Below are 24,730 nucleotides of genomic sequence, written 5' to 3' on the forward strand. Positions count from 1 at the left end.
GTGAACAGAGTTCAACCGTCCCCGCTGAATGCGACGATTCGCCGCCAATCCCTCGGTTTGGGATTGCTGGCGTTGTTGCTGTTTATCGCCGGCAACTGGCACCAGGCGATCATTGGCTTCGACTCGCGCTTCGTGTTGTTTGCCCAGGAAATGCTGCGGCATGGCCCCAGCGTCTTCCCCACCACCTATGGGCAGCCTTACGCGGATTACCTGGCCACCTCGACACTGTTGACCTGGCTGGTTTCATTGCCCCTGGGCCAGGTCACCAGCCTCACGGCCTGGTTGCCCACGGCGATCGCCTCGGCGTTTATCGTCACCCTGGTTTATCGCCTGACGGCGCCCTACTCCCCGCGCTGGGGGCTGCTGAGCATTGCGCTGCTGTTGTTGAGCAGCAACTTCATCAGCGAAACCCGTGCGGTGTCCCTCGACCAGATGCTGGCCGCCATCGCCCTGGCGGTGTTCTACCTGGGTTATGCCCATGATCACTTCGGGGCGGCTAAACGCCTGCATTGGCTGTACCTGATGCTGATCCTGGGGTTTGCCGTGCGCGGGCCGATTGGCCTGGTGATTCCTACGGGCGTGCTCTGCAGCTACTACCTGATCAACCGACAATGGCGCCAGCTGTTCAGTTTCGGCTTGCTGGCCCTGGCGCTGCTGGTGGCATGCGTGGGCCTGCTGTTGCTGATGGCCAAGTTGAGCGGCGGCGAAAGCTTCATGCAGGACGTGATCCGCATGCAGTTCCTCGGTCGCATGGATGGCAGCGAAGGCTCGAGCGGCACGCTGTACTACTTCACCAGTTCGCTGGGCAACTACGCCTTGGCGTATCCGATGGCGCTGCTGGTATTGCTGGCCATGCTGCTCAGCGGGCGCCGCGCGCCGGGACCGGCATTGCAGTTGGTGTGGTATTGCGCCGCCGCGGGCTTGCTGGTGATGGTCGGCCTGTCGATTCCCCAGGCGAAAAAAGCACGTTACGTGCTGCCGATGTTGCCCATGGCGGCGATCATTGCGGCGTACCCGTTCCAGGTCGCACACGGACGGCTCTTCGCCGGGCTGCGTGGGCTGCTGCTGGTGATCTGGACGCTGCTGCCGACGCTGTTGATCATCGGCCTTTTATTGGCACGACCGCGCTACCCTGAGCAGTTGAGCCATCTGGGCTGGGTGTTCGGCGTGCTGGCGGGCCTGCAGGTGGTGGCCTTGGTGACACTCTTCAAGCGCCGCGTGCGTCCGGTCGGCCCGGCCTTTGCCGCGGTACTGGCGGTTTGGGCCACCTATATCCTGGTGGTCGAGCCGCTGGAGCGCAGTATCTACGACACCCGCACCTTTACCTTGCAGGTTCATGAGCAGGTGATGCAGCAGCGCGCGCCGGTGGTGCTGCATGGCTTGGGCAAAGACGCCAAGGCCATCAAGTACATGGTCAACCTCGACTGCGACCAGGTGCCGTTGTTCACTCAGCAAGCCGCCGACCTCAAGCCACTCCAGGGACCCGCCTGGCTGGTGATGAGCCAAGTGGATTACGAAGGTTTGCAAGACCCGCGCTTTCGGTCCATCACGCCGACCCTGACCGGCGAATTCGACCGTAACCCTTACGTGCTGCTGCACCTGGCCAAACCTGTGCAACCTTGAGCCTGCGCCGGCACTGCCGGCGCGGAAACTTCCCACACAGCTTTACGTAATAACTGCTGCCGTTTCTCTTTCCTGCGCCCAAAACCCGACGGTAAACTCGCTTGCCTGGTGCGGTATTCATGTACCGCCACAGGTCATGGGTGACCACAAGGACGAGAGGACAACGCCGTGCCAGATGATGCTTCGCTTGATAACCCAGCCTTGACCAGCACCGAAGTGCATGTCGGCTACGTTCCCCTGCCACCGCTGGACCGGCTGATGGGATTGCGCGACGCGTTGGTGGCGTTGAAAGGCCCGCTGGCCAGTGAACCCGGTTTGCAGGAGAACCTGCGCAAGCGTTTTTTCGATGAAGAACTCACTAATCGGGTGCTGGGTAAAGTCTGCTGTTCGATAGCCGTCTGAACGTATTCCAATTCATTATTTTTGCATTCAACCCTCATTAATATGCATTGGCGCCTCTGTTCCACGCGCGGCACACTGCATGGGTTCCTTCCCCCAAATGTTGGAACTTTCAAAGGGCTTTTCCGGGCAACCAGACAAGCCTTTTTTTTGCCCGCTGTTTATGGACTGCCTTCCAATGCTCGCTCGCTGGTTCCCCGCTGCTATCAACACCCGCCCCACCGAATGGAGCCGTGCCGCGATCGGTATGGCGCTTGGCACCTTGTTCAGCGTCTGGTTGTGCTCCCAGGTGTTTGGCATGGATGTCGCGCTGCACCTGCTTGGCCCGCTGGGTGCGTCGGCCGTCTTGTTGTTCGCCGTGTCATCGGGTGCCTTGGCGCAGCCCTGGTCGATTATCGGCAGCTACCTGTGCGCAGGTGTGATTGCCTTGCTGGTGACGCGTGTCCTCGGCCCGTCCCTGGGCGGCGCCTGCCTGGCGGCTGGCATGACCGTGGTGCTGATGTGCTGGTTGCGCTGCCTGCACCCGCCCGCCGGCGGCCTGGCCATGACGCTGGTCCTGGCAGACCCGGCGTCAGCGGCGCTGGGTTGGTATGAATTGGGCGCGGTATTGCTCGGCGCAGGTGCGCTGCTGGCCTGCGCACTGGCGTATAACAACGCCACGCGCACACGTTATCCCAAAGGCGCGGCGCCAGCTCCGGCACCTCTCCCGTTCAACCCCAGAGCCGGCCGAGACCCTGCCATTACCGCCGCTGATTTGAAATTGGCACTGGCGGACATGGAGCAGTTCTACGATGTGGAGCCCAGCGAACTGGAAGAGCTGATCCACGCGGCGGAAACCCACGCCAGGCGCCGCAGCATCGGTGAAACACTGGCCAGCCGGGTGCCTTGAGCCCGGCGCATGCTTACTGCATAAATGCAAAAACGACCTGCAGGATTGAAGGTTGTACTGGGCAAATTTGCACTGGTACGATCGCGAGAAGGTTCATCCGTGAACATCTTGATAAAGAACAATAAAAGCAGGGAGTTATCGATGACTGCTCAGGTTTCATCCGAAGCAAGCCACGCCGAAATACTTCAGGACGAAGTCCTCGCCGAGGTCCGCAACCACATCGGCCACCTCACCCTCAATCGCCCCGCCGGCTTGAACGCCATCACCCTGGACATGGTGCGCAGCCTGGCGTCCCACTTGCAGGCATGGGCCGATGACCCGCAGGTGTATGCCGTAGTCCTGCGTGGCGCCGGTGAAAAAGCCTTCTGTGCCGGTGGCGATATCCGCTCGCTGTACGACAGTTTCAAGAACGGCGACACCCTGCATCAGGACTTTTTCGTCGAGGAATACGCACTCGATCTGGCCATCCACCACTACCGCAAGCCCGTCGTGGCACTGATGGACGGGTTTGTCCTGGGCGGCGGCATGGGCCTGGTGCAAGGCGCTGATCTGCGCGTGGTCACCGAGCGCAGTCGCCTGGCGATGCCGGAAGTAGCCATCGGTTACTTCCCTGACGTGGGCGGCAGCTACTTCCTGCCGCGTATCCCCGGCGAACTGGGGATCTACCTGGGCGTGACCGGGGTACAGATCCGCGCGGCCGACGCGCTGTATTGCGGGTTGGCCGATTGGTACCTGGATAGCCACAAGCTCGCCGACCTGGACCAGAAGCTCGACCGCCTGCAATGGCACGACTCGCCGCTCAAGGACCTGCAAGGCGTGCTCGCCAAACTGGCCGTGCAACAATTGCCCGATGCGCCGCTGGCCGCTCTGCGCCCCGCCATCGACCACTTTTTCGCGCTGCCGGATGTACCGAGCATCGTCGAGCAACTGCAGCAAGTCACGGTTGCCGACAGCCATGAATGGGCGCTGACCACCGCCAACCTGATGCTGACCCGCTCGCCCCTGGCCATGGCGGTCACGCTGGAGATGTTGCGCCGCGGCCGCCGCCTGCCTCTGGAAGACTGTTTTGCCCTGGAGCTGCACCTCGATCGCCAATGGTTCGAGCGCGGCGACCTGATTGAAGGTGTGCGTGCCCTGATCATCGACAAAGACAAAAGCCCACGCTGGAACCCGCCCACCCTGCACGGGCTGGCCCTCAGCCACGTCGAGAGCTTCTTTCATCACTTCGAGAAGGTTGCGAAATAAGCCATGCAAGACATTGAATACACAGAAGAACAAGTGATGATCCGCGACATGGCGCGTGACTTCGCCCGGGGTGAAATCGCACCGCATGCCCAAGCCTGGGAAAAAGCCGGCTGGATCGACGACGCCCTCGTCGCCAAGATGGGCGAACTGGGCCTGCTGGGCATGGTGGTGCCGGAAGAATGGGGCGGCACTTATGTCGATTACGTCGCCTATGCCCTCGCCGTCGAAGAAATTTCTGCGGGTGACGGTGCCACTGGTGCACTGATGAGTATCCATAATTCAGTGGGTTGCGGGCCGATTCTCAACTACGGCACCGATGCACAAAAACAGACCTGGCTGGCCGACCTCGCCAGCGGCCAGGCGATTGGCTGCTTCTGCCTGACCGAACCCCAGGCCGGTTCCGAAGCGCACAACCTGCGTACCCGTGCCGAACTGCGCGACGGCCAGTGGGTGATCAACGGGGCCAAACAGTTCGTCAGTAATGGTAAACGCGCCAAACTGGCAATCGTATTCGCGGTGACTGATCCCGACCTGGGCAAGAAAGGTATCTCGGCGTTCTTGGTGCCCACCGCAACCCCAGGATTCGTGGTGGATCGTACCGAGCACAAGATGGGTATCCGTGCGTCCGACACCTGCGCCGTGACCCTGAACCAGTGCAGCGTGCCCGAGGCCAACCTGCTGGGTGAGCGTGGCAAAGGCCTGGCCATCGCGCTGTCCAACTTGGAGGGTGGCCGCATCGGTATTGCCGCCCAGGCGTTGGGCATCGCCCGTGCGGCGTTTGAAGCCGCGCTGGCCTATGCCCGTGATCGGGTGCAGTTCAACAAGGCAATCATCGAGCACCAGAGCGTGGCCAACCTGCTGGCCGACATGCAAACCCAACTCAACGCCGCACGATTGCTGATCCTGCACGCCGCACGGCTGCGCAGTGCCGGCAAACCCTGCTTGTCGGAAGCGTCCCAGGCCAAGCTGTTTGCCTCGGAAATGGCCGAGAAGGTTTGCTCATCGGCGATGCAGATTCACGGAGGGTACGGATACCTGGAGGATTACCCGGTGGAGCGTTACTACCGGGATGCGCGGATCACGCAGATTTACGAAGGGACCAGCGAGATTCAGCGGATGGTGATTGCCAGGGAGCTGAAGAACTACCAACTCTGACTGCCAATGTGAGAGGGGGGCAAGCCCCCTCCCACATTTGATACTCAGTGTCTTTGACACCGGGTTATTTGTCTTTGAACTCCGGCGCGCGCTTGGCCACGAACGCCGCCATGCCTTCCTTCTGATCCTGCGTGGCAAATGCCGCATGGAACACCCGGCGCTCAAAGCGCACGCCTTCCGACAGACTCACTTCAAACGCGCGGTTCACGCTTTCCTTGACCATCATGCTGATCGGCACTGACTTGCCAGCAATCAGCGTCGCGACTTTCAGCGCTTCTTCCAGCAATTCATCGGCCGGCACGATGCGCGCGACGATTCCGCAACGCTCCGCTTCCACTGCATCGATAAAGCGCCCGGTCAGGCACATTTCCATGGCCTTGGCCTTGCCCACCGCGCGGGTCAGGCGTTGGGTGCCGCCCATACCCGGCAGTACGCCGAGGTTGATTTCCGGCTGGCCGAACTTGGCGCCGTCACCGGCCAGGATGAAGTCGCACATCAACGCCAGTTCGCAACCGCCGCCCAGGGCGAAGCCGTTGACGGCGGCGATGATCGGCTTGCGGCGGTTGGCCACGCGGTCGCTGTCGCTGAAGAGGTCGTCGAGGTAGATCTGCGGGTAGGTCAGCTCGGCCATTTCCTTGATGTCGGCACCGGCGGCGAAGGCTTTTTTCGAGCCGGTCAATACGATGCAGCCGATTTCCGGGTTGGCCTCCAGGCCGTCCAGTGCCTGGTTCAGCTCGCTGACAAGTTGCGCATTCAGAGCGTTCAGGGATTGCGGACGGTTGAGGGTAATCAGCCCGACGCGGCCCTGGACTTCGAGCAAAATGGTTTCGTAACTCATGTATCGGCTCCTTAGAGATTGCGTGAGATGACCATGCGCTGGATATCGCTGGTGCCTTCGTAAATCTGGCAGACCCGCACGTCGCGGTAGATCCGCTCCAGTGGGAAGTCGCTCAGGTAACCGTAACCGCCCAGGGTTTGCAAGGCGGCCGAACAGACTTTCTCGGCCATTTCCGAAGCAAACAGCTTGGCCATCGAGGCTTCCACCAGGGCGGGCTTGCCGCTGTCGCGCAGTGCGGCGGCGTAATGCACCATCTGCCGGGCAACCGCGATTTGCGTGGCCATATCCGCCAGGCGGAAAGCGACGGCCTGGTGCTCGATGAGTGGTTTGCCGAAGCTTTCGCGTTCCCTTGCGTAATCACGAGCCGCTTCAAAAGCGGCGCGGGCCATGCCCACCGATTGCGAGGCGATGCCCACGCGGCCACCTTCGAGGTTGGCCAGGGCAATCCTATAGCCTTCGCCCTCCTCCCCCAGACGGTTGGCAACAGGCACCTTTACGTCTTCAAACAGGATCTGGCAGGTATCGGAGGCATGCTGGCCGAGCTTGTCTTCAACGCGCGCCACGCTGTAGCCCGGCGAATCAGTCGGCACGATAAACGCGCTGATCCCGCGCTTGCCCGCCGCCGGGTCGGTCACGGCAAACACAATTACCACACCGGCGTTCTGCCCCGAGGTGATGAACTGTTTGCAGCCGTTCAGCACGTAATGGTTGCCTTCAAGGCGTGCGCGGGTTTTCAGGCTGCTGGCATCGGAGCCGGCCTGCGGCTCGGTCAGTGCGAACGCGCCGAGCATGGCGCCGCTGGCCAGGGGCTTGAGGAACTGCTCTTTCTGCTGGTCGTTACCGAATGTGAGAATCGGCACGCAACCCACCGAGTTGTGCACGCTCATGATGGTCGAGCAGGCGCCATCACCGGCGGCGATTTCTTCCAGCGCCATGGCGTAGGCCAGGTAGCCAGTGTCGCAACCGCCCCACTGTTCCGGCACCAGCATGCCGAAAAAGCCCAGCTCGGCCATTTCACCGATGGCTTCCTGGGGGAAGCGGTGCTCGCGGTCCCACTCGGCGGCAAAGGGTTTCAGGCGCTCCTGGGCAAATTGCCGGGCGGCGTCGCTGATTTGCAGTTGTTCGTCATTGGGCAGCATGGTGATTCCTTAATACAGGCATTCGACAGCCATGGCCGTGGCTTCACCACCGCCGATGCAGATGGCGGCAACGCCACGCTTGAGGCCCTTCTGGCGCAGGGCCGAGAGCAAGGTCACCAGGATCCGCGCACCGGAGGCACCGATCGGATGGCCCAGGGCGCAGGCACCGCCATGCGCATTGACCTTGGCATGGGGGATCTCCAGCTTGCTCATGGTCACCAGGCTGACCACGGCAAAGGCTTCGTTGATCTCGAACAGATCGACTTCATCCAGGCTCCAGCCGGTCTTGCTCATCAGCTTGCGAATCGCCCCCACCGGCGCTACCGGGAACAGCCCCGGTTCGTCGGCGAAAGCCGCATGCCCATGGATCACCGCCAAGGGCCTGAGGCCACGTTTCTGCGCCTCGGACTGGCGCATCAGCAACAAGGCCGCCGCACCGTCGGAAATCGAGCTGGAATTGGCCGCCGTCACAGTGCCGCCTTCGCGGAACGCCGGTTTCAGGCTGGTGATCTTGTCCAGCTTGGCCTTGGGTGGCTGTTCGTCATGCAGGATGGTTTTCTGCTCTTTGCCCACGGTGACCTGCACCGGGACGATTTCTGCGGCAAAGCTGCCATGAGTAATGGCTTCTTGCGCCCGGGTCAGCGAAGCGATGGCGAACGCATCCTGGGCCTCACGGGTAAACCCGTTATGCAGGGCGCAGTCTTCGGCAAAGGTGCCCATCAGGCGTCCCTTGTCGTAGGCATCTTCCAGGCCGTCAAGGAACATGTGATCAAGCACCTTGCCGTGGCCCATGCGGTAGCCGCTGCGCGCACGGTCGAGCAAATACGGCGCGTTGGACATGCTTTCCATGCCACCGGCAATCACCACGTCGACGCTGCCGGCCAGCAGTGAATCATGGGCCAGGATCGCCGCCTCCATGCCCGAGCCGCACATCTTGTTGAGTGTGGTGCAGCGCGTGCCCTTGTCGAGCCCGGCACCCAGCGCGGCCTGACGTGCCGGCGCCTGGCCGAGGCCTGCAGGCAGTACGCAGCCGAACAGCACTTCATCCACGGCATCGGGGGCAATACCGGCACGCTCGACGGCGGCGCGAATCGCCGCGGCGCCCAGCTGAGGCGCGGTCAGGCCCTTGAGGTCACCCTGGAAGCCGCCCATGGGCGTGCGCACGGCGCTGACGATAACGATAGGATCGGTCATGGCAAATCCTCCTTACTTGGCCGCCATGCGCAAGGCACCGTCGAGACGGATCACCTCGCCATTGAGCATGCTGTTTTCAATGATGTGCCGCACCAGCGCGGCGTATTCGGCGGGTTTGCCCAGGCGCGGCGGGAACGGCACACCGGCGGCCAGGGAGTCGCGAACTTCAGGGGTCATGCCGGCCATCATCGGGGTTTCGAAGATGCCGGGGGCGATGGTCATTACACGAATGCCAAAGCGGGCCAGTTCGCGTGCGGCAGGCAGCGTCAGGCTGGCAATGGCGCCCTTGGACGCGGCATACGCCGCCTGGCCGATCTGCCCGTCAAACGCCGCCACCGAAGCGGTATTGATGATCACGCCGCGTTCGCCGTCGGCATTCGCTTCGGTTTCGGCGATGGCGGCGGCGGCCAGGCGCAGCAGGTTGAAGCTGCCGATCAGGTTAACGTTGATCACCTGGGCAAAACTCGCCAGCCCATGGGGGCCGTTCTTGCCGAGGATTTTCTCGCCACGCACCACACCGGCGCAGTTCACCAGCCCGTGCAAACCGCCAAACGCCGCAAGCGTCGCCTGCACCGCCGCTTCGGCAGCCGCTTCCTGGCTGATATCGGCCACGCAGCTGCGAGCGTTGTCGCCAAGTTGCCTGGCCTTGGCCGCCACGGCGTCGGCATTCAGGTCCACCAGCATGACCCTGGCACCGGCGCCAATCAGCATCTCGGCAGTCGCCGCGCCGAGGCCCGATGCACCGCCGCTGACCAGGAAGCTCTTGTTTTCAATCTGCATTGTTGTTTCCTTGAACGGTCCGAATTGTCGGAATAGTCGCCCCGCAGCCGCCACGCGGCAATGGTCAAAGCCTTCAACCTGCCTGACTGTTTTGGCCAGTCATCGACCGCACTGATCATCCGGTCGGCCCAAGCGATTGGACGCTGGCGACGCTTGCTTCTAACCTGATGGCCTGCGCCACCAAAGAAGCCCCCCTGCATGATAGTCCGCCCCAAACCCAATCTCCTTGGCATCCTGTTCTCGCTCAAGGGTTCGATTGCCAAGCGTATCGCCCTGCGCAGCCTGCTGGTCACGCTGCTGGCGTCGGTGATCGTGCTGGTGGAAACCCTGCACCCGGCGTACTTCTCCAAGGTCAATGCCACGCCGTTCACCTTGCTCGGGCTGTCGCTGTCGATCTTCATGAGTTTTCGCAACAACGCCTGCTATGACCGCTGGTGGGAAGGCCGCAAGCAATTGGGACAGATGATCATCGATGTGCGTTCGCTGATCCGCGAAACCCAGGTGCTCACTGACCCGGCTGAGCGTGCAGGCCTGCTGCGCAGCCTGTGCGGCTTCGCCCACGGCCTGGTTGCACGCTTGCGCCATGAGGATGAAGCCTGGGCCATCAAGCCGTGGGGCACGTTCCAGGCCAACCACCCCAACCTCCCCGATAGCCTGCTACAACAGCTGGGCGCGCGGTTTTCGATGCTCGCCGAGCAAGGTGTGATCAGCGAGTGGCGCTACACCCAATGGGAAGCCCGACTGGTGAGCCTCAGCCAGGTGCAGGCGGCCTGCGAGCGCATCAAGAGCACGCCGCTGCCCTTCCCCTACACCCTGCTGCTGCATCGCACCATTTACCTGTTCTGCATTTTACTGCCGTTTGCCATGGCCGAGCCGCTGGGCTGGTTGACGCCGGTGTTCACGGCCATTGTCAGCTACACGTTCTTCGGCCTTGATGAAATCGGCGATGACCTGGAGGACCCGTTCGGTTTCGATGAAAACGACCTGCCCTGCAATGCCCTCCTGCGCACCCTGGAACGCGAAGTATTGGCCGCCCTCGGCGAAACCGATCTGCCGCCGCCTCTGGAACCGGTGGACTACGTGCTCACCTGACGCGGGTTTGACACCCGCCGTAGTCTGACCGAAGCTGGCGGCTTTGCTGCCCTCGCTTTCGGACGCCTGCATGTCAAAGTCACGCCGTTATTCCATCGTCGGCCTGTGCGCCCTGCTGTTGATTGTGCTGATCACCTGGTATTTCTCTCGCACCACCCCGGTAGCCGTACCTGCGGCCATCGCCCATGGGTATTCAAAAGCCTTGAAACAGGCGCGCAACGGTGAGCCCGGAGCGGCTCGCGTGCTGTATCAGCAACTTGGCCGGCCGGACCTGTCCCCCGAGCGTCGCGCTGCGTTGCATGCCGAACTGCCGAACTACCCAAGCCCCCAGGCCCTGAAACTGGCAGACAAGGACCTGGCCAGCGAATCACCGCTGGTACGCGAGGCCGCCATCCACAGTATTGTCGGCCTGGTGCCAACCGGCCAACGCACGCTGCTGCTCGGCCCGGTGCTGGATGACCCCGAGCAGGATGTGCGGTTTGCCGCCGCCAACGCCTTGCTTGGCCTGTCGCCCGACACCCTGGGCCTGTACTTCGGGCCGTTGCAGCAGGTGCTGGATGAATTCGTGAAAAAGCTCAAGGCCCAACCCGAAACGGCCGAAGGCTGGATTCAACTGGCGCGCCTGTATATCCACAGCGCCCTGTTGCCGGAGGCGCAAAACGCGCTTGAGCAGGCCATGCGCCTGCAACCGGATAACTTGCAAGCCGTGGTCGCGCAGATCGAGTTGCTGGACAAACAAGGCAAGACCGAGGAGTCGCGCCAACTGTTGGCACGCCAATTGGCCGCGCATCCGGAGTCAGCCTACCTGCAGCATGCGCTGGGCATGTGGCTGCTGCATCATGGCGAACGTCCGTACGCCCTGCTCGGCCTGTCCAAGGCCGTGGAGCTGGAGCCGGACAATCAGGATTACCGCTACGACCTCGCGACCACGCTGCATGCGCAAGAGGAACTGGAGGCTGCGCAACGCCAGTTGGAAGAAATCATCCAACGCCACCCGGCCAATCGCAAAGCCCGGGTTTTGCTGGTCAATTACTGGAAAGAGAGCGGCCAACTGCAGAACGTCCAGGTACTGCTCGCGCAGCTTGAGCAACAGAATCCGGACGACCCTGCATTGCAGCAAGGCCTGTAGGCCGACTCAGAATTTGTTGAACCGCCACAAAGCGCTACGGTCAAGAGAATATGGCACGTCCACATGGGCGTGCATCCTCTACTCGTATGTGACCTGAGGGCACTTCTTGTCTACATCCAAAGCGCAGTTATCCGAAAAAGCGGCCATCGGCATTGAAGGTCTTGATGACATTCTTGCCGGAGGGCTCTCGCGCAGCCACCTGTTCCTGCTGGAAGGTGAGCCCGGCACGGGTAAAACCACGGTCGCCCTGCATTTCCTGCAGGCTGGCGCCCGCAACGGCGAGCGATCGCTGTACATCACCCTGTCGGAAACCGAACGCGAATTGCGGCAAGGCGCCAAGTCCCACGGTTGGGACCTGGATGACAACATTCATATCTTCGAACTCACACCACCGGAGAGCCTGCTCAACGCTGACCACCAGCAGAGCCTGCTGTACTCCTCCGACCTCGAACTGGGCGAAGCGACCCGACAAATCTTCGAAGTGGTGGAACGGGTCAAGCCGACCCGGGTAGTGATCGACAGCCTCTCGGAAATCCGCCTGCTTGCGCAAAGCTCCCTGCGTTATCGCCGGCAGATCCTGGCGATCAAACACTATTTTGTGCGCTACGACGCTACTGTCCTGTTGCTGGACGACCTGACCACCGAGTCCCTCGACAAGACCGTGCACAGTGTTGCCCATGGTGTTATCCGCCTCGAAGAACTGACCCCCAACTACGGCGCCGAACGCCGGCGTGTACGGGTGGTGAAGTACCGCGGCCAGAAATACCGTGGTGGCTTCCACGACTTCACCATCATGCAGGACGGCGTCCATGTGTTCCCACGCCTGGTGGCGGCTGAGCATCGTGGCGGTTACAAGCGCGAGACCCTGAGCAGTGGCATCAAGGCATTGGATGCCCTCATGGGCGGCGGCGTCGAGACCGGCTCCAGCAGCCTGATCCTCGGCCCGGCCGGTACCGGCAAATCGCTGATCTCGATGATTTTCGCCGCCGCCGCCGTGGCGCGGGGCGAGAAAGCCGCGCTGTTTATCTTCGATGAAGAGCTGGGTCTGTTGTTCGAACGCATGAAGAACATGGGTATCGACCTGGCGGCCCTGCAGGCAACCGGTAACTTGCTGATCGAACAGGTCGATGCTGCCGAGTTGTCGCCGGGCGAGTTTTCGCACCGTGTAAGACGCTGCGTGGATGAGCGCGGGATCAAGACCGTGGTCATTGACAGCATCAACGGCTACCAGGCTGCCATGCCTGAAGAGAACGCGCTGATCCTGCACATGCACGAATTGCTGCTGTACCTCAACCGCAGGGGCGCGGCCACGTTCATGACCGTCGCGCAACACGGGCTGGTCGGCGACATGCAGGCCCCCGTCGACATCACTTACCTGGCGGATACCGTGATCCTGCTGCGTTACTTCGAGGCATTGGGCAAGGTGCGCCGGGCGATTTCAATCATCAAGAAACGCACCGGCTCCCATGAGGCCACTATTCGCGAATACCGGATCGGCAGCCAGGGCATGACCGTCGGCGAACCGCTGGATAACTTCCAGGGCGTACTGCGCGGCATCCCGACCTACATGGGCGCCGGCTCGCCCCTACTCAAGGATGAGGACGCGTGACGGGCCTCTCTCCAGTCTCCGAGCGAGCAATTGTATTGGCGCCGATGGGGCGTGACGGCTCATTGGCGCTGATGATGCTTAACGAAGCCGGCTACAGCGGTATCGTCGCCAGCAACCTGGGGGCGTTGTGCGAGGCGCTGGAAGACGGTGCAGGGCTGCTGATCATTGCCGCGGAGGCCCTGCGCGGGGTGGACCTGGAACCACTGTTGGAGTACCTGCATCAACAGCCGGCATGGTCGGATCTACCCATCGTACTGATGACCCATCATGGCGGCAGCGAGCAGAATGGCTCATCCCACCTGAGCGGCATGCTCGGCAACGTGACCTTCCTGGAGCGGCCGTTCCATCCGGTGACCCTGATCAGCCTGGTCAGCGCCGCCCTGCGCGGCCGCCGCCGGCAATACGAAGCTCGCGACCGCTTGATCGACCTCAGCGAAAGTGAACTGCGCCTGCAACGCACGCTGGAGACCCTTGAACAGCAAGTCGAGGAACGTACCGCCCAACTGCGCAGCAATGAAGAGGCACTGCGCCAATCACAAAAAATGGAAGCGGTCGGCCAATTGACCGGCGGTATCGCCCATGACTTCAACAATATGCTCACCGGCATCATCGGCAGCCTGGAGCTGCTGCGCAGGCGCGTGGCCCGTGGCAAGTTGGACGATCTCGACAGCCTGATCGACCTCGGGGTGACCTCGGCCAACCGTGCCGCCGGCCTTACCCACCGCCTGCTGGCTTTTTCCCGCCGCCAATCCCTCGATTCCAAACCCGTGGAGATCAACCGACTGGTGACCTCGATGGGCGAACTGCTGCAACGCAGCATCAACGAAAGCATCCACCTGGACATGCGCCTCGCGGACGCCCTATGGACGGCCGAGGCCGATCCCAACCAATTGGAAAGCGCCCTGCTCAACCTGGTCATCAATGCCCGCGACGCCATGCCCGGTGGCGGCAGCCTGTCCGTGGAGACCACCAACCGCCACCTCGACAGCGTGTTCACCGCCGCCTACGGCACCTTGAAACCCGGTGACTACGTTGAGTTGAGTGTCAGCGACACCGGCTGTGGCATCCCGGAAAGTGTGATGGGCCGCGTGTTCGACCCGTTTTTCACCACCAAGCCCATCGGCCAGGGTACCGGTCTTGGACTCTCGATGATCTATGGCTTTGCCCGCCAGTCCCATGGACATGTGACCATCCACAGTGAAGTGGGAAAAGGCACCACCGTGAGCTTGTTCCTGCCACGCTTCTTGGGTGAAATGGGCACTGCCAAGCCCCCTGACCCCGCGATGCCGCCGTTCGCCATTGCAGGGGAAACGGTATTGATCGTCGAGGACGACCCAGCGGTGCGCATATTGGTCAGCGCGGTGCTCAAGGAACTGGGGTATGCCTTTGTCGAAGCGGGCGATGCCGATACAGCCGTGCCTATCATTGAATCAGACCAGCGTATCGACCTGATGATCAGCGATGTCGGCCTGCCCGGCATGAACGGCCGCCAATTGGCGGAAATCGGCCGGCAGATCCGCCCCGCGTTGAAAGTGTTGTTCATTACCGGCTACGCCGAACATGCGGCGGTGCGCGGTGGGTTCCTCGACCCGGGGATGCAATTGATCACCAAGCCATTTACGTTTGATTTATTGACCACCAAGGTCAAGGAGATGATTCAGGCCTAGACAGGTCCATCTGATGCACAAGAAACAGGCAGTCGTAACAGGGTCTACAAAAGAGATCCTCTGGAAACAATGCGACATTCATAAGTAAGAAAACTTTGGAACGAAGTGGGGTGTTTTTCTCACGCAGTGCTGGCGCAAAGCGTACGAATAAACACCCGATCACTAGTTTTCACGGATCTTTCTTATGACTGTTACTTCTTATCTGCCCCGATCTCCCCATCCTGTCTACCCGCCGGTAACGCAGAGTGCATCGCCAATTGCCCTGAGCCAGGCCCCGACAGCCGCTGCCACGCCACTTGCTGGCGAAACACCCCAGGCCAAAGGCGATGGGGAGTTAAAAAATGAGATTATCAAATCGTTAATTCAATATCAGTCGTCCTCTACTCCCAAACCCGTTCAGAGCATAGATGTAACCAACATCCCATCGCGCTCTTCCTACGGGCAACAGCTAGCACTGCACGACGGTATCGTTAATAGCAAGGCCTTCAAACAGTGGAAGATCGATAACCAACTGGATCAGGCAGACACGTTAACCATTGACACCCAAAAAGGGACCATCACTGGCATCACTTACGGTAAGAATTATCAGGTCAAAACCGTTGACCTTCACACCTTCGCCGGGTGGCCTTTGCTCCTGTCCGCCACCAAGGCACTGATGCCTGAAGAAGGCCGTTTGACGCTAAGTGGCGCAGGTGATGCAAAAACAACAACGGCCACTAAGTTGCATAACATAGCGCGCTTTTATGGCATAGAGTTCCCCTCTTTGGAGGAATATCTAAAAGAAGGCCCGGGCGCTCAGCTGAAGGCAGTCAGACTCCTGACCTCAAAACTCTCAACGGAAACTATCACACCCGCCAATGCCTCCGATCCCTTTAAGGAAGACTTGAGTCACCAAAAGACCCAGCTAGCGGACCTGAACAACCGTTTTCGAATGAGTACGGCGTTGGCTTCCCTGCCTCACACTACTCGCCGGTCCTCGGCAAACGATATATACGAAGATATGGTCGCAAGCAGAGTCTACGTAGAACCTGAATCGTCCTATGCTCCCAAGGTCAACCAGCCGTACACCCCGCAAGTGGACCTGGTCTCGTTGATGGAAGGTTATGGCATAACCCCTCCCAAATCGTATGAAGAGGTAGACACATTAACGAAAGCACTGCAAAGCCCACCCCTGAGAACGCCCGCTCATGGCAATTTGGCAGGTGCGCTGACGCACTTGAGCATTGAAGATCAGCGCGTGTTTCACCAGGTCATCAAGGAGGCCCTGAGCCCCGAGGAAGAAACGTCCTTACTGGACCAGTTGACCCGTGGTATTGAATGGGATGAGAAGGCGTTCAGCGACAGTCCTCGTCTCGCCATCGATGCAATGCTTAAGTCACCTTTCGCTCAAAAGTTAGCAAAAGCGGCTGAAGAGCGTCTGGGTAAACTTGCCTCGCCCGACGCTATCAGCGACTGGGTTTTGCTAGCGATTCACAGGGTGCTGGGTCCGCATGAGGATTTGGAAAAATATACGACCCCCAAAACCCTCGGACCTGCAACGTTCATTATGTCCTCGCGCAAGTCCCAGAAAAGCCTGGTCAAGAATAAACCTGAGTTCTTGACCAAGGGCACTCATTCCGGGGTCAGCTTTGCCACCGCATTTGCACGTACCGAAGCCCAGGCTCCCGGAGCTACAAGCGACATGACGTATGCCGAGATCATGAAGCGCGCTGATCTCCCCCCCGTCACACTCGCAGACCGAATGATTGAGCAACAGGCCCAAAACACTGCCTTGAAAGACTGGGGTGTGATTAACGGTGTCCTCGTGGCGAATGATCAGGGCGAATATACCGAGTCGCAAATGGAACAGGTGCGCGATAGTTTCAGTCAACAAGTCTCCGAGTTGAACGCCGCTTCTGAGACGTTTTCAAAAGAAATCCCCGACCTTCATAAACGGGCCGTGGACGCAATAAAAAAATGGAACCCACACTTGACGGAGGAGCAAATCCTGAGCAAGTCGCTGGATGCAACCGACCCCGAATTACTGGCCTTTCCAGGACCGTATTCGCTTGTGGACGTGTTCCTCCAGAAGACTGATCGTTACGATACATACAGGAGGGACAAGTTTACCTCCCGCGAACCAAGCATTGATCTCGATACAGTTGTCATCCATGCCGATCAGGCATCCGTCATGAAAGGCAGCTTTAACACAGATATTAAATCCTACAGTGAAGAGCATGAGTCAGCGACACGTGCACAGACTAAATATTTGATTTCAAATTTAAGCCTGGACGACCGGCGCATTATTGAAAATGGAAAAATAACAGTCTCAAGAGAAGTCCAGGTCAGCACGAACAATTTTGGCGCCAGCGATGTAAAGCGTGTGTCACACAGCAGCGTGATCGTGCGCAGCGAAGTTCAGGAAGAAGGTCGCACTCGCGTCTACTCCTATGAAATCGACGGGGCCACCAATACCGTCCGAAAACGTGATGATTTGAAGGATATTACACCTGGATCGCTACCTGGCGAGTTCCCTACCGGCCTCACGTCGACTTACTTGGAGTCCATCATTCCTGATGGCGACTATACAACGGGTTTGCTCGACCAGCATCCGTCTGGCGCTTCCGACGGTGTACCCAATAGCTACTTTAGCGAACGGTCGAAGTACATCGCGGACGCCATGGTAAAAAGTGTCGATATAAAGGGTTATGAGGACTATTTGAGAGGGCAAACAACGTTTGATACTGAAGTTCCCTTTTATCAGAAGATCGTTGATTTTTTAAAAGGACTTATTCCGGGTTACAACGCCGTTGAAAACTTCGTTGCCGGCAAGTGGCAGGAAGGCCTTGTCGACCTGGCATGGGATGCATTCGGCTTTCTGCTCGCCGGGGCGACGGCGACGGTAAAAGCGGGTGCATCCGCAGCTGGCGGTGCTTCCAATACATTGCTCAAAGGGGGTAAGAAACTGACGCGTGGCGCTATAGGCGCGCTCAACCCCTTGGATCCGCAAGGCTTGGGTTTGGCCGGTGTACAAGAAGTCATAAAAACAGTGCAAAGGCCAGGTGTCGCGGGCAGCAAGAGCTTGCCCTTCAGTGGCTTCAAATTTGACGTCGCGAACACTTTCAAGAACGTTTCCCACGCCACGATAGGAACTGCCAATCGTGGAGGTGAAAAACAAGAGGTCGCGGCGACTCAGTGGAATGGCAACTGGTATGCCCTCGACCCCGTCACCTATAAACCGTATGGTCTTCCCCTGAAGGATTTCGCAGCCAGTTCATGATGAACTCCGCCAAGGTTGTTCACTGCTCCCGGGGACAACCTTGGCGGTCAATGCACGGACCGAGCACATACGCATTGACTACTTTCATCACGCCAGTAACCGTTGGATATGCTCCTGCAGTGTATCCAGATCAAACGGCTTGGCCAGGATCGGCGCATTGCGCGTGATCGGGCTGTTGCAGTCGAGGATCTCCTGCGGGTAACCGCTGATAAAGATCACTTTCAGCTCCGGGCGCAACAGCAGCGCAGGCTCGGCGATCTGCACACCAGAGATCCCTCCCGGCAAGCGGTAATCGGTGACCATCAGGTCCAGGTGCGGCTTGGTGGCGAGGATTTCGAAGGCCTGCTCCCCGTCGATCGCCTTCAACACCCGATAGCCCAGGCCGGCCAGGTATTCACCCAGCACAAACATAATGGATTCGTCGTCCTCGACGATCAGAACGACATCTTGTGCATCTTCACTCATGGGAAGCCTTTGTCCGGTCAATAGCTGCAATTACGACCATGGGGTCACGCAGAGGTTGCGTCGAGGTGACGATTGAGTTCATGCCGTCGCTTGCAGCGGCAGGCACACCCTGAACAAGGCGCCCTCGCCTATCCGGCTCTCGACTTCGATGGTGCCGCCATGGGCCGCAACGATCTGTTCGGAAATAAACAGCCCCAGGCCCAGGCCCGCTGCGACCTGGCTGGCGGACACTCGCTCGAATTGCTGGAAAATACGCTTCTGGTTGTCTTCGCTGATCCCGATTCCGTGATCGCGCACCTCTACGCGGGCTTCGTCATGCTCGCTGTACACGCGCACTTCCACCGGGCTCTTGGCCCCGTAGCGCAGGGCATTGGTCAACAGGTTGGTGACCACTTGCTCGATACGGAACTCATCCCAGTGCCCCTCTACCGGGCCGTCGGCAACCAGCGTCATGGATGAATCCGCCGCCGCGACTTGGGGCGCGAAGTTCTGCACCAGGCTGCTGACAAGCTGTGTCAGGTCAAAACGTGCCGGACGGATCGACAGTTTGCCGGTACGAATGCGTGACACGTCGAGCATGTCTTCAATCAGGCGGATCAGGCTCTGGATCTGTCGCTCGTCCCGGTCGACCATGGCGTGCATCTTCTCCAGGGTGAACGCGGCGGCGTTGTCCCGGGCCAGGTGCATCTTGCGCAACTGAGTTTCGAGGATCAGCCCATTGAGCGGCGTACGCACTTCGTGGGCGACGATAGACATGAAGTCGTCACGCATACGTACGGCCTGTTCCAGCTCAGCCTGGGTGGCCTGCAGGCGCGTCAGCAGCAGTTCCTGCTCGCGCCGGCTGCGTTCCAAGGCTTCGACCTGCAGCTTCATGGCCTTGCTTTGGCGGTACAGGTCGACGAACACGTTGACCTTGCTCTTCACCGCATGGATATCCAGGGGTTTGTGCAGGAAGTCCACGGCGCCGCTTTCGTAGCCCTTGAAGGCATAATTGAGTTCGCGGCCGGCGGCGCTGACGAACACAATCGGGATGTTCTTGGTTTTCTCGGTACCGCGCATCAGTTCGGCCAGTTCGAACCCGTTCATCCCGGGCATCTGCACGTCGAGAATCGCCATGGCGAACTCGTGTTCCAGCAACAGGGACAAGGCCTCGTCGGCGCTCAATGCCTTGAATACCTGGCGGTCCTCGCGCTTGATCAGCGCTTCAAGGGCCAGCAGGTTTTCCGGCAGATCGTCGACGATCAGCAGTTTGGCCTGGACAGTACTTAACATGGGGAATATTCCAGCGAAGCCAGCAGTGAGCCAATGCGGCTCAACGTCAGAATGTGATCGGGTGTGTGCAGTGCCAGGGCCGCACGGGGCATGACGGCGACACGTGCTTCAGTGGGCTCTTGCACCACAGTGGTTCCGCCCTGCTGCTTGACGTGGGCCAGGCCACGGGCGCCGTCCTGGTTGGCGCCGGTCAAGAGGATGGCGAGCAAGCCCGTGCCGTAGGCATCGGCGGCGGATTGAAACAGGAAGTCGATTGCCGGTCGCGAATGGTGCACGCGGTCCTCCTGACTCAGGGACAGGCTGCGATCATGCTCCACCGACAGGTGATAACCAGGCCCGGCGAAATACAGCGTGCCTGGCTTGAGCACTTCCTTGTCGCGCGCCTCCACCACCGGCATGGCAACGCGGCGATCAAACACCTCGGCCAACTGGCTGCGGCGCTCGTCGGGCAGGTGCAGCACGGTGATGATTGGCAGGCCGAAGTCTGCAGGCAATTGGGCAAATACCGTCAGCAACGCCTCTACGCCACCGGCGGAGGCGCCGATGACAATAGCCTCTATGCCCCGGACCTGTGCCGGGCTGGCAGCCTCTTGATTCATAGCTTTCGGTAGATCCGTTCCTGTTTGACCAGCGGTTCGAATTGCTTGCCATACGCGGAGAAGTCCAGGGTCTCCTTGCTGCCCAGCACCAGGAAACCGCGATGACACAGCGACTCATGGAACAATCCAAACGCTCGATCTTGCAATTTTTTATTGAAATAAATCAGTACGTTACGGCACGAAATTAATTGAGTTTCTGAGAATACACTATCGGTTGCCAGGCTGTGATCGGCGAAGGTCACATTCTCACGCAGCGTTTTATCGAAGATCGCGTAATCGTAAGCCGCAGTGTAGTAGTCGGCAAATGAACGTTGCCCACCGGCCTGCTGATAGTTGGCTGTATAAGCGCGTACGTTCTCCAGCGAGAAGATCCCCTGCTTTGCCTTGTCCAGCGACGCCGGATTGATATCGGTGGCGTAGATGATCGTACGCTCCAGCAACCCCTCTTCCCGCAGCAGGATGGCCATGGAGTAGACCTCCTCGCCGGTGCTGCAGCCGGCGATCCAGATCTTGATCGACGGGTAGGTCTTGAGCAGCGGCACCACTTCCTGGCGGATCGCGAGGAAGTGCGACGGGTCGCGAAACATCTCGCTGACCGGGATCGTCAGGAACTGCAGCAACTGCATGAACGCCGCCGGGTCGTGCAACACGCGCTCCTGCAAGGCGGAAATGGTCGCGCAATCAAACTGACGCAAGGCATGCGCCACGCGGCGCTTGACCGACGCCCCGGAGTAATCCCGGAAGTCATAGCTGTACTTGAGGTAAATCGCCTCGATCAACAGGCGCAGTTCAATATCGCTGCTTTTTTCCAAGAAACTTCGCTCCACTTAAATGCGTTCCATCTTCGGTAGCCACACGCGGATCAGTGAGAACAGGCGATCCAGGTCGATCGGCTTGGCCAGGTAGTCGTTGGAACCGGCCGCGAGGCAGCGCTCCTGATCGTCTTTCATGGCCTTGGCCGTCACCGCGATGATCGGCAGCTTTTTCCAGCGCGGGTCCTGGCGAATCAAGGCAGTGGCCTCGTAACCGTCCATTTCCGGCATCATCACGTCCATCAGCACCAGGTCGATATCCTCGACTTCATTGAGTTTGTCGATGGCCTCACGGCCGTTACGCCCGATGACCACTACCGCGCCTTTGTGCTCCAGGGCGCTGGTCAGGGCGAAGATATTGCGCACATCGTCGTCCACCAGCAGGATCTTGCGCCCCTCAAAGACCTTGTCGCGGCTGCGGGCGGTCTTGAGCATCTTCTGGCGATCATGGGACAGCTGGGATTCGACTTTGTGCAGAAAGAGTGTGACCTCATCCAGCAGGCGCTCCGGCGAGCGGGCGCCCTTGATGATGATCGAGCGCGAATACTTGCGCAGTTCGGCTTCTTCATCGCGGGTCAGGTTGCGCCCGGTGTAGACGATCACCGGCGGGAACGAGCAGATGTCCTCGGTGGCCATGCGCTTGAGCAACTCGTTGCCGAGCATGTCCGGCAGCTTGAGGTCGATGATCATGCAGTCATAGACATTAGTGCGCAGCAGGTCCAGGGCGGCCTGAGCATAGCCAACGTCGGTGATCTCAATGTCATCGTCGCCGATCAGGCGGGCAATGCTGTCGCGTTGCAGGTCATCGTCCTCCACCAGCAGCACACGCTTGACCTTCTGGGTCAGCTTGGCTTCCAGGCGCGCGAACACGTCCTTGAGCTCTTCGCGGGTGGTGGGTTTGACCGCATAGCCGATGGCGCCCATGTGCATGGCGGCTTCCACGCGGTCTTCCACGGAAATCACATGCACCGGGATGTGCCGGGTATTGGCGTGTTCCTTGAGACGTTGCAGCACGGTCAACCCGGAATGGTCCGGCAGGCGCATGTCCAGCAGGATGGCATCGGGGACATATTCCTCTGCCAGGCTGTAGCCTTCGTCCGCGCCGTGGGCTACCAGGCAGTGGTAGCCCAATTCGTGGGCTAGGTCGAAGAGGATACGCGCAAAGTTAGGCTCATCTTCCACCACCAGGATGCAACGCGTGGTAAACGGGGCCTTGTCGCGGTCATCGGCGAAGCGCGGGATCAGGCTGGCATCGGCCACCGGCAGCGGCGACACCTTGGCCGGAGCCGGTGCGGGTGCCACCACCACTTGGCGCGGCTGCTCGATCGGTGCCACGTCTTCCCCCGGCTCTGCATAATGTTCCGGCAGTACCAGCGTAAAGGTGCTGCCTTTGCCTGGGGCACTGGTCACGCTGATATAGCCACCCAGCAGGGCCGCCAGGTCACGGGAAATCGACAGGCCCAGGCCGGTGCCGCCGTAGCGGCGATTGGTGGTGCCGTCGGCCTGGCGGAACGCTTCGAAGATGCTTTCTTGCTGGTCCGGCGCAATGCCGATGCCGGAGTCGCGCACGGTAAAGGCAATCCCCTCCTCCGATGCACGCGACACCGACAGGCTGACCTCGCCCTGTTCGGTGAACTTGACCGCGTTGGACAGCAGGTTCTTGAGGATCTGCTCCAGGCGCTGGCGGTCGGTATACAGCATAGTCGGCGTGCCTTCCTGCACCTCGACCTGGAAGCCGAGCTTGCGATCAGCCGCCAGCGGCTCGAACATGCCGCGCAGGCCGTCGACAAGCCGTGCCACGCTGGAGTTTTCCGGGCGCATCTCCAGCTTGCCGGCCTCCACCTTGGAGATATCCAGGATGTCGTTGATCAAGTTGAGCAGGTCGTTGCCGGCGGAATAGATCGATTCGGCAAACTTGACCTGTTCGGCGCTGAGGTTTTCCTGGGGGTTCTCGGCCAGCAACTTGGCCAGGATCAACGAGCTGTTCAGCGGCGTGCGCAACTCGTGGGACATGTTGGCGAGGAATTCAGATTTGTATTTGCTGGAGCGCTGCAATTCTTCGGCGCGTTCCTCCAGTTCCAGCTGGGCCTGGTTGAGCTCGATGTTCTTGCGGTCCATGGCGTCGCGTTGTTCGGCCAGGGTCTCGGTCTGTTCGGCCAGTTGCTCGTTGGTCTGCTCCAGTTCGGCCTGCTGGGTTTCCAGGTGGGCCTGGGACTCCTTGAGGATGCGCGACTGTTCTTCCAGCTCTTCGTTGGCGGTCTTGAGTTCTTCCTGCTGCACTTGCAGCTCTTCGTTGAGCTGCTGGGTCTCGGCCAGCACTTCCTGCAGGCGCTGGCGGTAACGCGCGGCTTCGATGGAAGTGCCGATATTGCCGGCAATCAGCTCCAACAGCTCTTCATCGCGCTCTTCCAGCGGGCGCAGGAAGCCCAGTTCGACCACGCCATTGACGCGGTCATCATCACTGGTGGGCATGACCAGTACGCTGCGCGTCGGCCCTTCACCCAGGCCGGAACTGACCTTGAAGTAGTCCACCGGCACATCATCCAGGCGAATCAGGCGATCCAGCTGGGCCGCCTGGCCGACGATGCCTTCGTCGCTGTAGATCGCTTGTTCCCGCTGTTCCTGTTCGCGGGAGAAACCATAGGTGGCCACGCGCTTGAGACCGCCGTGTTCTTCACGCACATACAGCGCCGCAACGGCGGAGCCCATGTACTGGGCAAAGAACTGCAGGATATTGCGCCCGAGCATATTCAGGGTCAGTTGGCCGAGCACCTGTTCGGCCAGTTCGGTCTGGCCGTTTCGCAACCAGGCTTGTTGCTCAAGGCGTCGCGCAATCTTCTGTTGTGACGCGAGGTTTGAACTGTAACTATTTGATAATGAAACAAGATTTTTACGACCGATGTAGGCCAGAAAGCCACTCAATCCCAATACAAATGCCAAGTACAGGGTCACGCTGATCACCGTGGTGCGGGTGACGTCTTCATTGCGGGTGATGCGAAACTGCTGCTCCATCGCCACCGCGTCGTCGTATTCCTTGCGGATTTCATCGGTCAGGCGCTTGCCGCGGCCGGCCTTGACTGCGCCGCGGTAGTCACCACTGTTGCGCTGCATATCAATCATCGACTGGGCGTAGTTGTTCCACTCGGCCTGCAGGGCTTCCAGGCGCTTGAGGCGATCCACCTGCTGTGGGTTGTCCGCCACCAGCTCCTGCAGGTTACGCAGGTCGGCGACGATGCGCGGCTTGGCCACTTCATACGGGTCGAGGAAATGCTCGTCGCCGGTGATCAGGAAGCCACGCATGCCGGTTTCCAGGTCCACGGTCAGCTTGGACGATTCATTGAGGTTATTGATAACCCGGTCGGTGTGTTCAACCCATTGGATCACCGACAACAGGTAAGTGATCAGGCACACGAAAAACACCGCGCTGAGCACGCCCACACCCAGGGGCAATGCAACGTTTCGGCTCAGCAGATTACGAAAGCTCTTTTCATCGACGGACGAAGCGGGAGTCATGGGCATGCCTTGGCCAAGTGCAGAAAACCCAGGAGTTTGCCCCAAACTTGG

At 60.0% G+C, this 24,730-nt stretch carries 19 protein-coding genes; 10 read left to right on the top strand and 9 right to left on the bottom strand.

Annotation, left to right across the window (positions count from 1 at the left end; translation table 11 throughout):
* From NL123_RS16255 to NL123_RS16275, 5 genes are all read left to right on the top strand, one after another.
* On the top strand, nucleotides 1–1,623 hold the full coding sequence (locus NL123_RS16255) for an ArnT family glycosyltransferase (RefSeq protein WP_494355782.1): 1,623 nt from the start codon (nucleotides 1–3) through the stop codon (nucleotides 1,621–1,623).
* 168 nt (nucleotides 1,624–1,791) lie between these two features.
* Nucleotides 1,792–2,025, top strand: a complete 234-nt coding sequence (locus tag NL123_RS16260) for a type VI secretion system contractile sheath small subunit (protein WP_348984781.1) — start codon at nucleotides 1,792–1,794, stop codon at nucleotides 2,023–2,025.
* A 175-nt stretch (nucleotides 2,026–2,200) separates the two neighbouring features.
* Nucleotides 2,201–2,911 (top strand): HPP family protein, encoded by a 711-nt coding sequence (locus NL123_RS16265; RefSeq protein ID WP_494355783.1) that lies wholly within the window; start codon nucleotides 2,201–2,203, stop codon nucleotides 2,909–2,911.
* Between the two features lie 141 nt (nucleotides 2,912–3,052).
* Nucleotides 3,053–4,156 carry an enoyl-CoA hydratase/isomerase family protein gene (locus tag NL123_RS16270; protein ID WP_248481511.1) on the top strand — a complete coding sequence of 368 codons (1,104 nt, stop codon included), beginning with the start codon at nucleotides 3,053–3,055 and terminating at the stop codon, nucleotides 4,154–4,156.
* Between the two features lie 3 nt (nucleotides 4,157–4,159).
* Nucleotides 4,160–5,311: an acyl-CoA dehydrogenase family protein gene (locus NL123_RS16275; protein ID WP_248481509.1), complete on the top strand. Its 1,152-nt coding sequence runs from the start codon at nucleotides 4,160–4,162 to the stop codon at nucleotides 5,309–5,311.
* A gap of 64 nt (nucleotides 5,312–5,375) precedes the next feature.
* Here the strand turns inward: NL123_RS16275 and NL123_RS16280 are convergent, their stop codons facing one another.
* Genes NL123_RS16280 through NL123_RS16295 form a run of 4 tightly spaced genes read right to left on the bottom strand, consistent with a single transcriptional unit; the run spans nucleotide 5,376 to nucleotide 9,262 of the window.
* On the bottom strand, nucleotides 5,376–6,149 hold the full coding sequence (locus NL123_RS16280) for an enoyl-CoA hydratase (protein ID WP_494355784.1): 774 nt from the start codon (nucleotides 6,147–6,149) through the stop codon (nucleotides 5,376–5,378).
* An 11-nt stretch (nucleotides 6,150–6,160) separates the two neighbouring features.
* Nucleotides 6,161–7,288 carry an acyl-CoA dehydrogenase gene (locus NL123_RS16285; RefSeq protein ID WP_494355785.1) on the bottom strand — a complete coding sequence of 376 codons (1,128 nt, stop codon included), beginning with the start codon at nucleotides 7,286–7,288 and terminating at the stop codon, nucleotides 6,161–6,163.
* A 9-nt stretch (nucleotides 7,289–7,297) separates the two neighbouring features.
* Nucleotides 7,298–8,482, bottom strand: coding sequence for an acetyl-CoA C-acyltransferase (locus NL123_RS16290; RefSeq protein WP_494355786.1), 1,185 nt, complete (start codon nucleotides 8,480–8,482; stop codon nucleotides 7,298–7,300).
* Nucleotides 8,483–8,494: 12 nt separating this feature from the next.
* A complete protein-coding gene (locus NL123_RS16295; protein WP_248481503.1) occupies nucleotides 8,495–9,262 on the bottom strand; it encodes an SDR family NAD(P)-dependent oxidoreductase in 768 nt (255 codons plus the stop codon).
* A 198-nt stretch (nucleotides 9,263–9,460) separates the two neighbouring features.
* On the opposite strand from NL123_RS16295, the gene NL123_RS16300 reads away from it, so the two are divergent.
* The 5 genes from NL123_RS16300 to NL123_RS16320 all read left to right on the top strand — a co-directional run bounded on the left by NL123_RS16300 (nucleotide 9,461) and on the right by NL123_RS16320 (nucleotide 18,018).
* A complete protein-coding gene (locus NL123_RS16300; RefSeq protein WP_494355787.1) occupies nucleotides 9,461–10,354 on the top strand; it encodes a bestrophin family protein in 894 nt (297 codons plus the stop codon).
* 70 nt (nucleotides 10,355–10,424) lie between these two features.
* Nucleotides 10,425–11,483, top strand: coding sequence for a tetratricopeptide repeat protein (locus NL123_RS16305; protein WP_494355788.1), 1,059 nt, complete (start codon nucleotides 10,425–10,427; stop codon nucleotides 11,481–11,483).
* Nucleotides 11,484–11,589: 106 nt separating this feature from the next.
* Complete coding sequence (locus tag NL123_RS16310; RefSeq protein ID WP_248481500.1) at nucleotides 11,590–13,092, top strand: ATPase domain-containing protein; 1,503 nt, start codon at nucleotides 11,590–11,592, stop codon at nucleotides 13,090–13,092.
* The gene (locus NL123_RS16315) at nucleotides 13,089–14,759 is read left to right on the top strand and encodes an ATP-binding protein (protein WP_248481499.1); all 1,671 of its coding nucleotides are present in this window, start codon (nucleotides 13,089–13,091) and stop codon (nucleotides 14,757–14,759) included. The genes NL123_RS16310 and NL123_RS16315 overlap by 4 nt, the downstream gene beginning before the upstream one ends.
* 184 nt (nucleotides 14,760–14,943) lie before the next feature.
* The gene (locus NL123_RS16320; RefSeq protein ID WP_494355789.1) at nucleotides 14,944–18,018 is read left to right on the top strand and encodes a hypothetical protein; all 3,075 of its coding nucleotides are present in this window, start codon (nucleotides 14,944–14,946) and stop codon (nucleotides 18,016–18,018) included.
* Between the two features lie 87 nt (nucleotides 18,019–18,105).
* Here NL123_RS16320 and NL123_RS16325 read toward each other — a convergent pair whose 3' ends face one another.
* The 5 genes from NL123_RS16325 to NL123_RS16345 all read right to left on the bottom strand — a co-directional run bounded on the left by NL123_RS16325 (nucleotide 18,106) and on the right by NL123_RS16345 (nucleotide 24,679).
* Entirely contained in the window at nucleotides 18,106–18,483 is a 378-nt protein-coding gene (locus NL123_RS16325; protein ID WP_071488289.1) for a response regulator, read from the bottom strand.
* A gap of 78 nt (nucleotides 18,484–18,561) precedes the next feature.
* Nucleotides 18,562–19,755 (bottom strand): hybrid sensor histidine kinase/response regulator, encoded by a 1,194-nt coding sequence (locus NL123_RS16330; protein WP_248481497.1) that lies wholly within the window; start codon nucleotides 19,753–19,755, stop codon nucleotides 18,562–18,564.
* Nucleotides 19,749–20,354 (bottom strand): chemotaxis protein CheB, encoded by a 606-nt coding sequence (locus NL123_RS16335; protein ID WP_071495601.1) that lies wholly within the window; start codon nucleotides 20,352–20,354, stop codon nucleotides 19,749–19,751. The genes NL123_RS16330 and NL123_RS16335 overlap by 7 nt, the downstream gene beginning before the upstream one ends.
* The gene (locus tag NL123_RS16340) at nucleotides 20,351–21,181 is read right to left on the bottom strand and encodes a CheR family methyltransferase (RefSeq protein ID WP_012724198.1); all 831 of its coding nucleotides are present in this window, start codon (nucleotides 21,179–21,181) and stop codon (nucleotides 20,351–20,353) included. Before NL123_RS16340 ends, NL123_RS16335 begins: the two co-directional genes overlap by 4 nt.
* Complete coding sequence (locus tag NL123_RS16345) at nucleotides 21,182–24,679, bottom strand: response regulator (RefSeq protein WP_494355790.1); 3,498 nt, start codon at nucleotides 24,677–24,679, stop codon at nucleotides 21,182–21,184. It abuts the gene before it with no gap.
* Nucleotides 24,680–24,730: the final 51 nt, after the last annotated feature.

The organism is Pseudomonas sp. FBCC-B1565 (assembly GCF_059133265.1).